Genomic DNA, 13590 nt, shown 5'->3' with positions numbered 1-13590 from the left:
GTCAGAGATCACATCACGCGACACACATCCAAGACTCGCTCACAAGGCCCCCGAACGTGTTTAGCAACACGCCCTAGCACCCGCGGCCCCGCGGCGTCGTCGTCTTGGTCACGGAGCGGCCCCGAACGGGCGCCCAGGTACTACCTTTATTGGGTCATGCCTGAAGTCAGCACGCCCCAGACCCCGCCCGCAGCCCGCCTCCAACGGGGGCTCACCCTGCGCCATATCCAGTTCATGGCGCTCGGCAGCGCCATCGGCACGGGATTGTTCTACGGTTCCTCGAGCGCCATCCAGGCGGCGGGGCCGCTCGTGCTTGTGGCCTACGTCGTGGCCGGCGCCGCCGTGTTCCTCGTCATGCGGGCGCTGGGTGAGATGGCCGTGCGCCGCCCCGTCCCCGGCTCCTTCTCCGAGTACGCTGGCCGCTACCTCGGGCCGTTCCCCGGCTTCGTGAAGGGCTGGACCTACGTCTTCGAGATGGTCGTGGTCGCGATCGCGGACGTCACGGCCTTCTCCATCTACCTGGGGCTCTGGTTCCCCAACGCTCCGCGCTGGATCTGGGTCTGCGTGGTCATCCTCATCATCGGCGGCATCAACCTGCGCCACGTGAAGGTCTTCGGCGAGGCGGAGTTCTGGCTCTCGCTCATCAAGGTCGCGGCGATCGTGGCGATGATCGTGGGCGGCATCGCGCTGCTGATCTTCGGCACCTCGATCGAGGGCGCCGCGACGCCGGGCCTCCACAACCTCTGGGAGCACGACGGCTTCGCGCCGAACGGCGTGCTTGGCCTGCTCGCCGCGCTCTCCGTGGTGGTCTTCAGCTTCGGCGGTGTGGAGACCATCGGCATCACGGCCGGCGAGGCCGAGGATCCCGAGCGCGCCGTCCCCAAGGCCGTCAACACCGTGCCCGTGCGCATCCTGCTCTTCTACGTGCTGGCGCTCGGCGTCATCATGATGCTCGTCCCGTGGAACACCATCACGGGCGACGCGAGCCCGTTCGTGCAGATCTTCTCCGCACTGGGCCTGCCCGGCGCCGCGCACGTCCTCAACGCCGTGGTCATCACGGCCGCGATCTCCGCGATCAACGCCGACACCTACGGCGCCGGCCGCATGCTCTTCTCGCTGGCCGAGCAGGGACAGGCGCCCGCCGTCCTGGGGCGCACCACGCGCTCCGGCGTGCCGTGGCCGGCCGTGCTCATCATGCTCGGCGCGCTGGCGATCGGCGTGGTCCTGAACGCCGTGGTGCCCGAAGACGCCTTCGCCGTGGTGGCCTCGCTCGCGACCTTCGCGACCGTGTGGGTGTGGCTCATGATCCTGCTGGCCCACCTCGCGATGCGCCGCCAGATGCGCCGCGAGGGCGTGCCGGCCGACCGCTTCCCCGTGCCGCTGGGAGCGGCCGGGCAGTGGTTCGCGGTGGCGTTCATCGTGCTCGTGATCGTGTTGCTCGCCGTCTTCCCCGACACGCGCGTGGCGCTCGTGGTGGGCGTGATCTGGCTGCTGCTCCTGGGCGTCGTCTGGCTCGCCGGCGCGCGGACGAGGGCCGCCGCGGTGGCGGCCAGCTCCGCGGTCGAGGCGACGGGCGCGCGCGACTGACCCACCCGCCGTCGGGCAGGTGGCGCCGTGCGCCCCTCCCCGCTGCGCCCTCCCCCGTCCCGGATCGGAGTGCCAAGTGTCGTGTATTTGGCCAAGAACACGACACGTGGCACTCCGATCTTTGGGTTCTAGCGCCCGACGGCGCGGGCGAGGCTTCCAGCGAGCCACGCCTCGACCTGGCGGCGGGACCGCAGCCTCACCACGGTGAGGCCCGGGTTCCGGGCCGCGGCCTGCGGCACGCGCTCTCGATAGAGGTGGCGCGTCGACACGCTCCAGCGCACGATGTGCTCGGGGTCGCTGAAGATCGTGTGCAGCGGCGGTTCGATGTTGCCGTTCCAGAGCCGTTCGCGCCCCAGGCGGCGGCACAGGGTCCGTCGGACGACCTGCGGGAAGGTCACGCGCCAGAAGGGCAGATCGAGCCACACGAGCAGCTCCGCGCGCTCGGCCAGGAGCGGGCGCACCGCGTTGTACTGCCACTCGGTGACCCAGGCCGGCTCGGCCGTGAAGGCCCGGACCTCGGCCTCGAAGCTGGGCCGCGGCGTCCAGTTCGGGCCGTGGAAGAGGGCGTCGATCTCGGTGTGTCGAGCGCCGATGAGGCGGGCGATGCGCGCGCTGAGCGTCGTCTTCCCGACGCCGGAGGGGCCCGCCACGAGGACGCGGCGGGGCCGGGCGGGCAGGGGCGCGTCCCAGGTCAGCATGATGAGTTCAGCGTAGTCCGGGTGCGGGGCACCGCTCGCCTACGGCATCGTGTAGCGGTGCTCCGGGCGTCCGCGCTGACCGTAGCGCAGCTCGAGCCGGATCCGGCCGTCACGCGCCAAGGCGGAGAGGTAGCGCTGAGCCGTGGCCCGCGAGACGCCGACGCTCTCGGCGACCTCCACCCCGGTGAGCTCGCCCGGCGAGGCGGCCACGGCCTCCAAGACGGACGCCTCGGTCGGGGCCGGCCCGGCCGACACCGCCTCGTCCTCGCCGAACATCACGCGCTGTGCCCGCTCGATCGTGGACTGGTCCAGGGCCGAGGCCGATTCCAGGATGCGGCGGTAACGCGCGTAGGAGCGCAGCTTGGCGCCGAGCGCCGCGGGATCGAAGGGTTTGAGCAGGTACGCGAGCGCCCCGCGGCGCAGCGCCGTGCGCACGGCCCCTGCCTCGGCGGCGGCGGAGAGCATCATGACGTCGACATCGAGGGTGCGAAGGAGGTCCAGCCCGGAGACCTGCGGCAGGTGCACGTCGAGCAGTACCAGATCGGGTGATTCTGCCTGCACGCGCGCCAGCACGCGGCGCCCGTCCGGCTCGGGCTCGAGCGCCGTGAAGCCGGGCACCGCGTCCACATGCTTGGCGTGAAGCTTGGCCACGTAGAAGTCGTCGTCAACCACCAGCACGGTGAAGTCGCCACCGGCCCCTTGCGCGTTCATGCCTGTTCCTCCCGCGTAGCGGTTCGCTGCGCCGCACCGGGGAATCTCCCGGGCGGCTCCTCCATGACCTGCGGCAGCTTGGCGCAGAACACCGCTCCCAGCCTCTCGCCGCCCTCGCCCACGGCGCCGCCGGCGTCCGCGAGCCACACCTCTCCCCCGCGCCGCCTGGCGAGCCGCCGCGCGAGAGCGAGCCCCACCCCGAGCCCGTGCCCGCTGGGATCCGGCTGCGCCGTCGTGACCCCGTCGGCAAACACGTCGAGGCCGGCCGGGACCCCGCGCCCCGAATCCACGACGGCCAGGTGCAGGGTGTCGCCGTCTTGGAGCAGGTCCACCTCCACCCACGCCCGCGGCTCGGACGGGGTGCCGCCGGCGCCGGCGTTCCCGGCACCGTGACCGGCACCCGCACCAGGCCCCGCGTCACCAGGCCCCGCACCGACCACCCCGACCCCGTCGGCGGCTGCGCGGATCGCGTTGTCCACGAGATTGCCGAGCACGGCCGTGGCGTCCTGCGCCGCCACGACGGAGCCCGTGACGGAGGAACGCTCGCCCACGCGCAGGCTCACGCCGCGCTCGTCGGCCTGCACGGCCTTGGCGCCGAGGAACGCGGCGAGGTAGCTATCGGCGACGAGCTCGAGGCCAGGCACGTGCGCGCCCACTGGCGCCACGCCCGTGATCCCGCGCAGGTAGGCGGAGGCGTCGTCGACCTCGCCCGCGGCCAAGAGGCCGCCCAGGGTGTGCAGGCGGTTGGCGAACTCGTGCCGCTGCACGCGCAGCGCCTGCGCCATGGTCTCCACGCCCTCCAGGCGCATACCGAGGTCCTCCACGTCGGTGAGGTCGCGCAGGGTCAGGACGGAGCCGAGGTCACGGCCGTCCAGGGCCACGGGGCGCCGCGCCAAGACGAGCACGCGCCCACCCACGGGCAGGCGCAGGGGCCCGACGGCGCCGGAGGCCACCGCGCGCCGCACGGCGTCCGGCCACGCGGCGGCGTCCTCGGAGCCGAGCATGTCCCGCGCCGCGCCGTTGATGACGGTCACGGAGCCATCGGGCGCGAGCCCCACGACGCCCTCGGCCACGCCGTGCAGCGCAGCCTCCTGGTTCCGGGCCAGCGCCGAGATCTCCTCGGGCCCCAGGCCCAGGGTGCCGCGGCGCAGGCGGTGGGCCAGCCACCACGCGGCGAGCCCGGCGAGTCCCAGCGCGAGCGCGGCCACGGCCGCCAGCGGCCACAGCGCGGCTCCCGCCTCGGCGCTCACATCCTTCACCGACAGCCCCACGCTGACCTCGCCGACCACCTCGGGTTCGGCCGATTCGCCGGGGAGCAGCGTGGCCGGGTCCACCTCGGGCGAGTACACCGGCACCTTGGCGCGCACCGAGTCACCGAGGGTCCCTCGCTCCTGCAGCACCACCTCGTGCCCGTCCAGGGCCTGCGGGTCGGTGCTCACGCGGCTGCCGATGAGCTCGGGGTGGGGTGCGTGAGGCGCAGGCCGTGCTCGTCCGTCATGACCACAAAGAGCAGGTCGGCGCTGGAGCGGTAGGCCTCGGCGGCCTTCTGCAAGGGGCCAGCACGCAGCGCCGCCGGGTCCAGTACAGCGCGGGCCGATTGCTCGGCCACACGCTCGCGCACCACGGGATCGGCGGCGATGACGCGCGCCACGCGCAGCGCCTCCTCCTCTGCTTGCCGCCACACCGTCCCGCGCTGCAGCCACCCGGCCGCGCCGAAGGCGAGCGCCAGCACGCTCACCACCACGAGCAGCTGCGTCAGGACCAGCCGCCCCGTGAAGCTGGAGCGCGCGCCGGAGCCGGCGGCAGCGTCGTCGGGCACCCTCGCCAAAACCTTCCCCATGCCCCTCACCGTATGGCCGCCGAACCCCGAACCACCCGGCCAGCACCCGTGAGCACAAAGAGAAAAATGCGCTGATTGCGCACGCGTGAGCGCCGTGAGCACAAGGCATGGCCCGGGTCACACCCGCCCCTAGCCTCGTGAGGTCCGTCACCCACCCTCGACTCAAAGGAGCCCCAACGATGCTGGTTCTTCTCGGATTCCTCATGATCGCCGTCTTCATGGCGCTGATCATGACCAAGCGCCTCACCCCGCCGCTGGCGCTCATCATCGTCCCCCCGGTCTTGGGCCTCTTCGCCGGCGCGGGGCTCGGCCTCGGCGACATGGTGATGGACGCGGTGAAGTCGATGTCCTCCACCGCGGCGCTGCTGATGTTCGCGATCATCTACTTCGGACTCATGGTGGACGTCGGCCTGTTCGACAAGCTCGTCACGTTCATCCTGAAGATCGCCGGGCGCGATCCGGTGAAGGTCGTCATGGGCACCGCGGTGCTCGCCGCGGCGGTCTCGCTGGACGGCGACGGCTCCACGACCTTCATATCATCGTCACGGCCGCCATGCTGCCGGTTTACCAGCGCATGCAGCTCTCCCCCGTGGTCCTCACGTGCGTGGCAGGCCTCGCCAACGGCACCATGAACATCGTCCCGTGGGGCGGACCGACCGCCCGCGCCGCCGCCGCCCTGCACGTCGACGCGTCCGACATCTTCGTCCCCATGCTCCCCTCGCTGGGGATCGGCATGGTCGTGGTGCTCGCCTTCGCCTGGCAGCTGGGCCGCATGGAGCGCCGCCGCCTCGAGAAGGCCGGCGCGCTGCAGTGGGACCGCTCAGGCGCCGTCCCCGACTTCCTTGCCGACGCCGCCGTGACCGGCGGCTCCCGCCGCGCCGGCGTCGAGGGCACCCAGGCCAAGCGCACGACGTCGGGCACCACCTCCCAGCCCCTGGGCGCCTCGGGCGATGCCTCCACCGGTGACGACGCGGCCGAGGCCGGCGAGCGCGAGCTCGTGGGCGCCGAGGCCGGTTCCGGCTCGGAGTCCGGCTCCGGGAAGCGCGCGAGCCGCCTGCATGTGGGTTCCTCGGTGTTCAAGCGCGACGCCTCCCGCGACGCGGCCGAGGCCGACTACGCCGACGGCGCCGGCGGCTCGCTGACCGCCACGGCGCTCGACCCGAACCGTCCCAGGCTGCGCCCCAAGCTGCTGTGGTTCAACCTGGGCCTCACACTCGTGATCATGGTGCTGCTCGTCATGGACCAGCTGCCGCTGCCGTACCTGTTCATGGTGGGCTCGGCGATCGCGCTGCTCGTGAACTTCCCCAAGGTGGGCGATCAGGCCAAGATGCTTGCCTCGCACGCCGACGCGATCATCGCTGTGGTGTCGATGGTGATGGCCGCCGCCGTGCTCACGGGAACCGGCATGGTCGAGGCGATGAGCCAGTGGCTCGTGGACGTCATCCCCGCCTCGTGGGGCCCGTTCATGGCCGTCATCACGGGCCTGATCTCCATCCCGGCGACCTTCCTCATGTCCAACGACGCGTTCTACTTCGGCATCCTGCCCGTGCTCTCCGAGACGGCCGCCCATTACGGGATCCCGGCCGTCGACATGGCGCGCGCGTCCATTACGGGTCAGCCGGTGCACCTGCAGTCGCCGCTGGTCCCAGCGATCCTGCTGCTCGTCTCGCTCGCCGGCGTGAACCTCGGCGATCACCACAAGAAGGTGCTGTGGCGGTCGCTCGTGGTCTCGCTCGTCATGCTCGCGGTGGGCGTGCTGGTCGGCGCGATCGGCTTCGGCGCGCGGTAGGCGCCGGCCGCCGGCTCGGTGGGTTCCGGCGCGGTGGGTTCTTGGGGACCCTGCCGCGCAGCATCCGAAAAACGACGGGACATCGTCTATCCGACGATCTCCCGTCGTTCTTCGGATGTTTTTTCATGCGGGGCTGCGGCTCGGAAGGCAGGCACGGCTGGGACGGCTCGCTCGGCGGAGGCGGCCAGCTCAGCCGCGCTGCGCCAGCCCCACCCAGCGCAGGCGCTCCTGCTGGGCGCGCGGCAGGCCCGAGACCACGAGGTCGTAGGAGTCCTCGATGAGTTCGGCGAGCTCCTGGGCGCTGAGCGTGATCGGGGCGTCCCCACCGAGCCGCACGGTATTCCAGTGCTTCTTGTTCATGTGATAGCCGGGGACCACCTCGGGGAAGCGCTCGCGCAGGCCCTGGGCCAGCGCCGGATCGCACTTCAAGTTGAAGCGCGTGGCGCCGCCCGCGTCCGTGCCGCCATTCATGAGCGCAAAGAGCTTGCCCGGCTTCCCCGGCCCAGCGTCCACGCGAAACACCGTGGTGCCGGGGCCGAAAGGTTCGTCGTCCGAGGTGCCGGGCAGGGCCAGGCAGAGGTCGGCGATCGCGGCAAGGTCCATGCGCCGAGCCTAGCGGCGCTGCCGGGCGTGGCGCACGACGGCGCGGGCGTCCCCGAGGCGCGTGCCTCGCCCCGCGCTCACATCCCGTGGGTGCCGACCCGCTTCATGCGCGCCCGCGCCGAGAGCTCGGCCGGGCCGACCTTCACGAGCGTCGCGCCCGCGAGGCGCAAGATGAGCCCCGCGCCGAGGCGACCCACCCACGGGGTCTCCACGCGACGTCGGGCGCTGGAGCCGTTCGAGGCAGTGGAGGCGCCGGAGGTCGCGAGACCCGCGGGCGCGGGCGCCGCCGCGGCGGCGCGGGCCGCACGCGGAAGCCGCGGCAGCGAGAACCCCGAACCGCGTAGCCCCAGCAGCTCGCGCCAGCGCGGCGACAGGGAATCGACGGCCCCGCGGAAGAGCAGGGCGTACCCGGAGCGCAGGGAGGGATCGAGCGGGGGCCGGCGGATGAAGCCGACCACGCGCAGGGTGCGCTCGTCGCAGCGCAGCTCGCCGCGCTCGTCGAAGCCGGCCAGGGCGGCCCGCAGCGCCGCCTCGGAACGCGGCGGATCCTGCACGCCCATGAGTTCGCCGGCCACGGCCCACTCGCGCACGTAGGCGTCGGCGCCGCTCTCGCCCGGCAGGGCATCCGGCGGCACGGGGACGGGCCCGCGGTGCTCCTCGTAGGCGCGCAGGAACGCGTCGGCAAACGCGCAGTGCACCCACAGGCCGAGGTGCGGCGAGTTGGCGGAGTAGTACGTGGACTCGCCGTCGACCCCGGCGTACTGACCGCGCACCGGCACGTGCAGCTTGCGCACGTGCTCGCACGCGCGCCGCGCGGCGTCGGTGGAGCCGTAGGTGACCGTGAAGATCCAGCGGATCGTCCCGGCCAGGCGGCCGAGGGCGTCGCGCTCGTAGTTCGAATGCTCCGCCACCCCGGCCAGCGCCCCGGGATGCAGGGCCTGCACCAGCAGCGCCCGCACCCCGGCGGCGATGGGCGTCATCCCGCCGTGCACGCTCCAGACGGCCGAGTGCGGCGCAAAGAATCCGCCGTCCTCGCCCTGCTCCAGCTCGTACTGCCACTCCGGCACCGCCTCGCTACCCCCGAACGTGAGGTGCAGCGTGCGGCGCAGCCTGGCCAGCGGATCGAACGCCATGCTCAGTCGATGACGAGCTCGCCCATGGGCTCCCACCCGGTGCCATCCACGAGGCGGGAGACGATCTTGGGGGTCGCGGCGAGCAGCGGGCGCATCGACGCCAGGCCGGCGGCGAAGTGCTCGGAGGTCACGTGCGCCTCGCCGGCGTCGTCCTGGAAGGCCTCCACGAGCACAAACTCGTTCGGGTCCTCCACGGAGCGCGACCACTCGAAGAAGATGTTGCCCGGCTCGGCGCGCGTGGCCTCGGTGAACGGGCGCGTCGCCTCGATGAAGCCCTCCGCGTGCTCGGGGAGGACCTGGTACTTCACAACGATGAAAATCATGTCCCAAGCCTAGGCGTCGCGCCGACGGATCACTCTGCGTAGCACGCCACATTCGGCGCCCACGCGCAGGGCGTGCGCCCCGTGGGCTGAGCGGACGAGCTCTCGGTCGGCCCGGGACGCGACGGCGTGGGTCCCACGGTGGGCGGGTTGGACGGGTTGGCGCCGTTGTTCGCATCGGTGCCCGACGGCGTGGGGTCGCCCTGAGTGGCGGGCGGCGCCTGGGTGCCGCCGTTGGCGCCTGGGTGCCGCCGTTGGCGCCTGGGTGCCGCCGTTGGCGCCGGAGGTGCCGCCCGGCCCGGCGGTTCTGGCCGGGCCTCCGGAGCCGCCGGGGGCGACGGCGCCGTTCGCGGCACCGCCCCCGTTCGCCGCGCCCCCGGCGTTCGCGGCGCCGTTCCCTCCGGGAGAAACCCCGGGGCCTCCGGCCCCGCCCGGCCTCTGGCCCTCGGCACCCTGGCCGCCGCCCGCCGTCGTGCCGTTGAACTCCCACGCTCCATCTGACGCGGGGCCCCCCGGCGAGGCCGTGGCCTCCTCGAGACCGCCAGTGCCGTCGCCCTCCCCCGGAGCGGCGGGGGCGCTGACGCCGGAGTCCCCTCCGCGCCCGGGCAGCGAGGCACTGGGCCCCGGATCCTTCGCGTTCAGAACGCTCCCGGCCACGATGGCGGTGCCCGCCACGACCACGGCGAGCGCGCCTGCACCGAGCTTGGCGCCCGCCGGAACCGTCAGCAGCCCGCCGGCCACGAGCCCAGGGACGCGCGAGACGCAGGCCCCCGCTCCCCAACCGAGCGCCTGGAGGACGAGACCGCCCGGCTCGGCAAACGCAAAGGCGCCGAAGGCCACGGGCCAAAGCACCACGAGGCGCTGGGAGGCGGACTGGGCCTGGCTCACGCGGGGCCCGCAGAAGGAGCATCCCTCCACGTGTGCCCAGAACTACCGGGACTTGGCCCCGCCGGCCGAGCGGCCAAAGGCGTGCGGAGCGAGCGCCATGGCCGCCATGCATTCCGGCTCGGCTCCGGCCAAGTCGAGGTGCGCGGCGAACCACTTGGCGCGGAAGACGTCCTTGGCCTCGTAGAGGCGGCGGGAGGCCACCTCCGGCGCGAGTGACAGGGTCTCCGCAATCTCGCTGATCCGGCGGCCTTCCTCGAGGTTGAGGCGCAGCAGGAGTTGGGTCTCGTCGTCGAATTCGGCCAGGAGGGTGTTGACCAGCATCGCGTCCTCCGAGCGCGGGCGCTCGGCCGCGGGGGCCACGCGCTCCAGGTCTTCGTGGTCGAGCAGGGGGGTGAGCTGGGCCGCCTCGTGCTGCCGCCCCAGGGCGTGGCGCAGCGACTGGAAGGCGTAGGCGCGGAAGAAGCGATCGGGGCCGGAACCGTTGAGGATGGCGCGGAGGGTGGAGAGCAGGACCTCGCTCACGGCGTCTTCCGCCTGGTGGGCGGGGACGCGCTTGCGGGCGTAGCCGAGCAGCTGGCCGCTGTAGCGCTGCCACAGCACTTCAAACATCTCGACGTCCCCGCCGCGCGTGGCGCGCAGGAGCTCGGAATCAGGGATCGCGCGCTCGTAGGCGCTGCTGGTCTTGGTGATGCCCCACTCCTCGGTCAAGCCACCGCGGTCCCGGCGGTGGTCCCCGCGAACGGCCTCTCAGTGGCGGTTCACGAGCGTCTTGAAAGATATTTTGAGTCGCCCACCGAGATCACTTCCGGAGCGCACTCTCACTTTTTGAACGGTGCTCCCCAGCGCCGTTCAAAAGTCCCGGGAGGATCGGGACGACATGCCCCATACTCATCAGATTCGTGCTCGATCCTAGGGGGATATGTCGCAGCGAGGACGCGTCGCACGCACCGGGGGCCGGTGCGGCGGCGGCGACTTTTGAGCGCCTTCGCGGCGCTCGGCCTGACCGCCGTGATGGGCTTCGCCCTACCCGCCTCCATCGAGCCGCCCAGCGCTCACGCCACCGAAGTCGAGGCCTTCACTGGCGTGAAGTCGAACAACAATCCCGCCGCCCAGGTCCACCAGTACGACACGCTGAGCTTCACCGCGACGTGGGCGCTGCCGTCCGACGCCACCGCCGGCGAACGCTTCGAGCTCCTCCTCCCCGCCGAGCTCACTGGCACCACCGCCGCGTTCGACCTCACGGTGGAGGGCACCACCGAAACCCTCGGAAGCTGCAACGTCACGCCCCGCGCGCTCAGCTGCACCGTCAACGACTACGTCAGCTCGCACCAGGGCGTCAGCGGCCACGTGGACTTCCTCGCGAGCGCGGATCAGCTCACGCAGGCCCGCGAGCTGACCTGGCGGAGCAAGAACGGCTCACGCAGCTGGACCACGCCGCTCGCGGCCGGCATCGTCCCCCGCCAAACGCAGGAACCGTTCCCGACGGGTGCGCGCAAGGACGTGATCCAACGCTTCGCCAACAACGACCCGACCAAGGGGCAGTTGTGGTGGTTCATCCACTTGGGCGGCGAGCCGCTGCAGGCGCGCACTGGGGCCCGGGAGCTGCGCTTCGAGGACTCCATGGACGAGCGCCTCACCGTGGTCCCGGAGAGCCTGCGCCTGCAATACGCGGTGCGCGCCGACTGGGGAACGGGCGGGAATTGGCACACCCTCAAGCCGGGCGAGCGCAGCGAGGTGGGCACGGTGAGCCTCGAGTCCACCGAGCACGGCGTCACGGCCGTCTTGAGCGACCCGGTCACCGACGGCACGGTGTCCTACCGCCTCGACTACCGCACGGCGCCGCCCGCCGGCGCCGCCGACGGCGACACCTTCACCAACAAAGTGAGCCTCAACGGACAACCCTTCGCCTCCACCACGGCCCGCTATGAGGCCCCCCGACGGCGAGGGCACCGGTGCCGAGCGCGGCGGCGCCGTGAGCTGGGGTGCTGTCGACGGACGCCGCACCGCCCTGGGAGGTTCGGCCTGGCTGCTCACGGGGCCGGGCGACGAGAGCCGCACCATCTCCGACAACGGCGAGCTGGACGAGGACGATCGGGTCGGTTTCCTGCGCATCTCCGGCCTCGCTTGGGGCGACTACTCCGTGCGGGAGACGTTGGCGCCGGTGGGCTACGAGCTGGCCGATGCCCCCTTGAGCGCCACCCTCTCCGCCCAGCAGCTCGAGGTGAACCTCGGCGCCGTGGAGCACGCACCCTCCCCCGGCGATGTCACGTGGCAGAAGGTGGACCCCTCGGGGAAGCTCCTGGGCGGCTCCGCCTGGGAGCTCACCGGCCCCGGCGGGCAGACCGCGCCGGTCGTCGACAACGGGGAAAACGATCAGGACCCCACCCCTGGCGTGTTGTCCATCGCCGGGGTTGCTTGGGGCGAGTACACGCTCACCGAGACGAGGGCCCCGTTCGGCTACGTCCTCGTCAAGCGCGCCCTCAAGGTGAGCGTGGGGCCGGACGGCCTCAAGGCGACCTTCGGCCAGGTGGTCAACCGGCCGTTCGTCCCACACGTTCCCGTCCCGCACGTCACGCAGCCGCCGGGAAGCTAGCGAAGGGTGCATGCTGAGGCTGGAGCGCACGGGGTGACCGGGCGCCGTCGAGCATCAGGATGACCCCCATGCCCACCCAGCCGCCCTCGGGGCGAGGACCCGGAACGGGCCCCGTTCCCGGCCCGCGCCGGCGCAATCCCTCGCGGGGTCTCGGCTTTGCCGCCCTCGCCGCGTTCGCCGCCGTCTCGCCGCTGTGCACCGACATCTACACGCCGGCCATGCCGGACGTCATGCGGGAGTTTGGCACCACGCCGTCGGCCGTGCAGCTGACGCTGACCTCGTTCATGATCGGGCTGGCCGTGGGGCACCTGCTCTTCGGCACGCTCTCCGACGCGATGGGCCGGCGGCGGCTGCTGCTGATCGGCGGGGTCGTCACGGTGCTCGCGTCCGTGGCGTGCGCCCTCGCCCCCAGCATCGAGGTCTTCATCGCGGCGCGCGCCGTGCAGGGCTTTGCCGGGGCGGACGGGGTGGTCCTGGGCCGCGCGATCATCGCCGATGCAACGGTGGAACCGCGCACGGGGCGGCTGCTCGGGTTGCTCACGGTGATCGTGGGCATCGCACCCGTGGCGGCGCCGCTGCTCGGCGCCGTGCTGATCCAGGGCGCCGGGTGGCGCGGGGTGTTCTGGACCGTGGCGGGGGTGCTGGCGCTCGTGACCGCGGTGGCGGCGTGGCGTGTCCCCGAGACGCTCGCTCCCGAACGGCGGGCCGGCGGCGGCTTCCGGCGGATCGTGGCGGGCATCGGCACGGCGCTGTCCCGGCCGCTGTACCGCGGGTTGCTCGTGACGTTCATCTTCTCGTTCGGCGCGTTCTTCGCGTACATCTCCGCGTCCTCGTTCATCCTGCGCGAGCAGCACGGCATGGGTGCGCTGGGCTTCGGAGCGAGCTTCGCGGCGTGCGCGCTGGCCATGACCGCCACCTCGCTGTTCTCCTCCCGGGCGGCCGGGCGGATCCCGTACGGGCGTCTCATCGGGATCGGGTTGGGCGGGCTCGCGGTGGCCGCATCGGTGCTGTTCGTGGCTTCCCTGATCAGCACCCCGCTGTGGCTGTTCCTCCCCGCCTGCGCGCTGCTCACGGCATCCATGGGCCTCATCAACCCGAACCTGACGGCGCTCGCCCTGGGCCAGGTGCGCGACGTCGCCGGCACCGGCTCCGCCCTCCTCGGCACGTGCCAATTCGGCATCGCCGCCGCCGTGGCACCCCTCGTGGGGCTCGCGGGCGAACACTCCTCCGTGCCCTTTGGCGTGTGCGTGCTGGTCCCGGGGCTCGGCGCCGGGGCGGTCTACCTCGCGCTGGCGCGCGGGCGCGGGGAACGCACGACGGCGGTCGGCTAGCTTCCGGCCTCGGGGCCCGGCGGTGGGTGGTTGGGCCGGGGTCCACACCCCGGCAGTTTGCCAACTTCACCGGGCTTGACCCGCGTCGTCAAGGGGC

13 protein-coding genes and 1 pseudogene are annotated in these 13590 nt (G+C 72.4%); 6 read left to right on the top strand and 8 right to left on the bottom strand.

Annotation, left to right across the window (positions count from 1 at the left end; genetic code table 11):
- Positions 1 to 156 precede the first annotated feature (156 nt).
- Positions 157 to 1587, top strand: coding sequence for an amino acid permease (locus DWB68_RS14215; protein ID WP_119425778.1), 1431 nt, complete (start codon positions 157 to 159; stop codon positions 1585 to 1587).
- Positions 1588 to 1715: 128 nt separating this feature from the next.
- On the opposite strand, the gene DWB68_RS14210 is transcribed toward DWB68_RS14215, so the two are convergent.
- The 4 genes from DWB68_RS14210 to DWB68_RS16865 are packed head-to-tail and all read right to left on the bottom strand — an operon-like array spanning position 1716 to position 4836.
- Complete coding sequence (locus DWB68_RS14210) at positions 1716 to 2285, bottom strand: P-loop NTPase family protein (protein WP_119425777.1); 570 nt, start codon at positions 2283 to 2285, stop codon at positions 1716 to 1718.
- A 39-nt stretch (positions 2286 to 2324) separates the two neighbouring features.
- The gene (locus DWB68_RS14205; RefSeq protein WP_119425776.1) at positions 2325 to 2996 is read right to left on the bottom strand and encodes a response regulator; all 672 of its coding nucleotides are present in this window, start codon (positions 2994 to 2996) and stop codon (positions 2325 to 2327) included.
- Positions 2993 to 4435, bottom strand: coding sequence for a sensor histidine kinase (locus tag DWB68_RS14200; protein WP_233548845.1), 1443 nt, complete (start codon positions 4433 to 4435; stop codon positions 2993 to 2995). Before DWB68_RS14200 ends, DWB68_RS14205 begins: the two co-directional genes overlap by 4 nt.
- Complete coding sequence (locus tag DWB68_RS16865; protein ID WP_233548842.1) at positions 4432 to 4836, bottom strand: hypothetical protein; 405 nt, start codon at positions 4834 to 4836, stop codon at positions 4432 to 4434. The genes DWB68_RS14200 and DWB68_RS16865 overlap by 4 nt, the downstream gene beginning before the upstream one ends.
- Before the next feature lie 179 nt (positions 4837 to 5015).
- Here DWB68_RS16865 and DWB68_RS17065 point away from each other — a divergent pair, with 179 nt between their 5' ends.
- Together DWB68_RS17065 and DWB68_RS14195 are read left to right on the top strand one after the other, a co-directional pair.
- Positions 5016 to 5468 (top strand): SLC13 family permease, encoded by a 453-nt coding sequence (locus DWB68_RS17065; protein ID WP_267896980.1) that lies wholly within the window; start codon positions 5016 to 5018, stop codon positions 5466 to 5468.
- A complete protein-coding gene (locus tag DWB68_RS14195) occupies positions 5390 to 6625 on the top strand; it encodes an SLC13 family permease (protein ID WP_267896979.1) in 1236 nt (411 codons plus the stop codon). Before DWB68_RS17065 ends, DWB68_RS14195 begins: the two co-directional genes overlap by 79 nt.
- Positions 6626 to 6814: 189 nt before the next feature.
- On the opposite strand, the gene DWB68_RS14190 is transcribed toward DWB68_RS14195, so the two are convergent.
- The 4 genes from DWB68_RS14190 to DWB68_RS14175 all read right to left on the bottom strand — a co-directional run bounded on the left by DWB68_RS14190 (position 6815) and on the right by DWB68_RS14175 (position 10277).
- Positions 6815 to 7228: an MmcQ/YjbR family DNA-binding protein gene (locus tag DWB68_RS14190; protein WP_119425775.1), complete on the bottom strand. Its 414-nt coding sequence runs from the start codon at positions 7226 to 7228 to the stop codon at positions 6815 to 6817.
- A gap of 77 nt (positions 7229 to 7305) precedes the next feature.
- The gene (locus DWB68_RS14185; RefSeq protein ID WP_119425774.1) at positions 7306 to 8361 is read right to left on the bottom strand and encodes an oxygenase MpaB family protein; all 1056 of its coding nucleotides are present in this window, start codon (positions 8359 to 8361) and stop codon (positions 7306 to 7308) included.
- A gap of 2 nt (positions 8362 to 8363) precedes the next feature.
- Positions 8364 to 8684 carry a putative quinol monooxygenase gene (locus DWB68_RS14180; protein WP_119425773.1) on the bottom strand — a complete coding sequence of 107 codons (321 nt, stop codon included), beginning with the start codon at positions 8682 to 8684 and terminating at the stop codon, positions 8364 to 8366.
- A gap of 927 nt (positions 8685 to 9611) precedes the next feature.
- Positions 9612 to 10277: an RNA polymerase sigma factor gene (locus DWB68_RS14175; RefSeq protein ID WP_119425772.1), complete on the bottom strand. Its 666-nt coding sequence runs from the start codon at positions 10275 to 10277 to the stop codon at positions 9612 to 9614.
- A gap of 303 nt (positions 10278 to 10580) precedes the next feature.
- Between DWB68_RS14175 and DWB68_RS17260 the strand changes: the two are divergent.
- From DWB68_RS17260 to DWB68_RS14155, 3 genes and pseudogenes are all read left to right on the top strand, one after another.
- Positions 10581 to 10883 (top strand): annotated as a pseudogene (locus tag DWB68_RS17260) (hypothetical protein); the annotation flags it as partial.
- Between the two features lie 610 nt (positions 10884 to 11493).
- Positions 11494 to 12162 carry an MSCRAMM family protein gene (locus DWB68_RS14160; RefSeq protein ID WP_119425769.1) on the top strand — a complete coding sequence of 223 codons (669 nt, stop codon included), beginning with the start codon at positions 11494 to 11496 and terminating at the stop codon, positions 12160 to 12162.
- 68 nt (positions 12163 to 12230) lie between these two features.
- A complete protein-coding gene (locus DWB68_RS14155; protein WP_158588326.1) occupies positions 12231 to 13493 on the top strand; it encodes a multidrug effflux MFS transporter in 1263 nt (420 codons plus the stop codon).
- The last annotated feature ends 97 nt before the right edge of the window (positions 13494 to 13590 follow it).

This window comes from Galactobacter valiniphilus (assembly GCF_003575975.1).
GTDB classification, from domain to species: Bacteria; Actinomycetota; Actinomycetes; order Actinomycetales; family Micrococcaceae; genus Galactobacter; species Galactobacter valiniphilus.
This window is presented reverse-complemented; position numbering and strand designations above follow the sequence as displayed.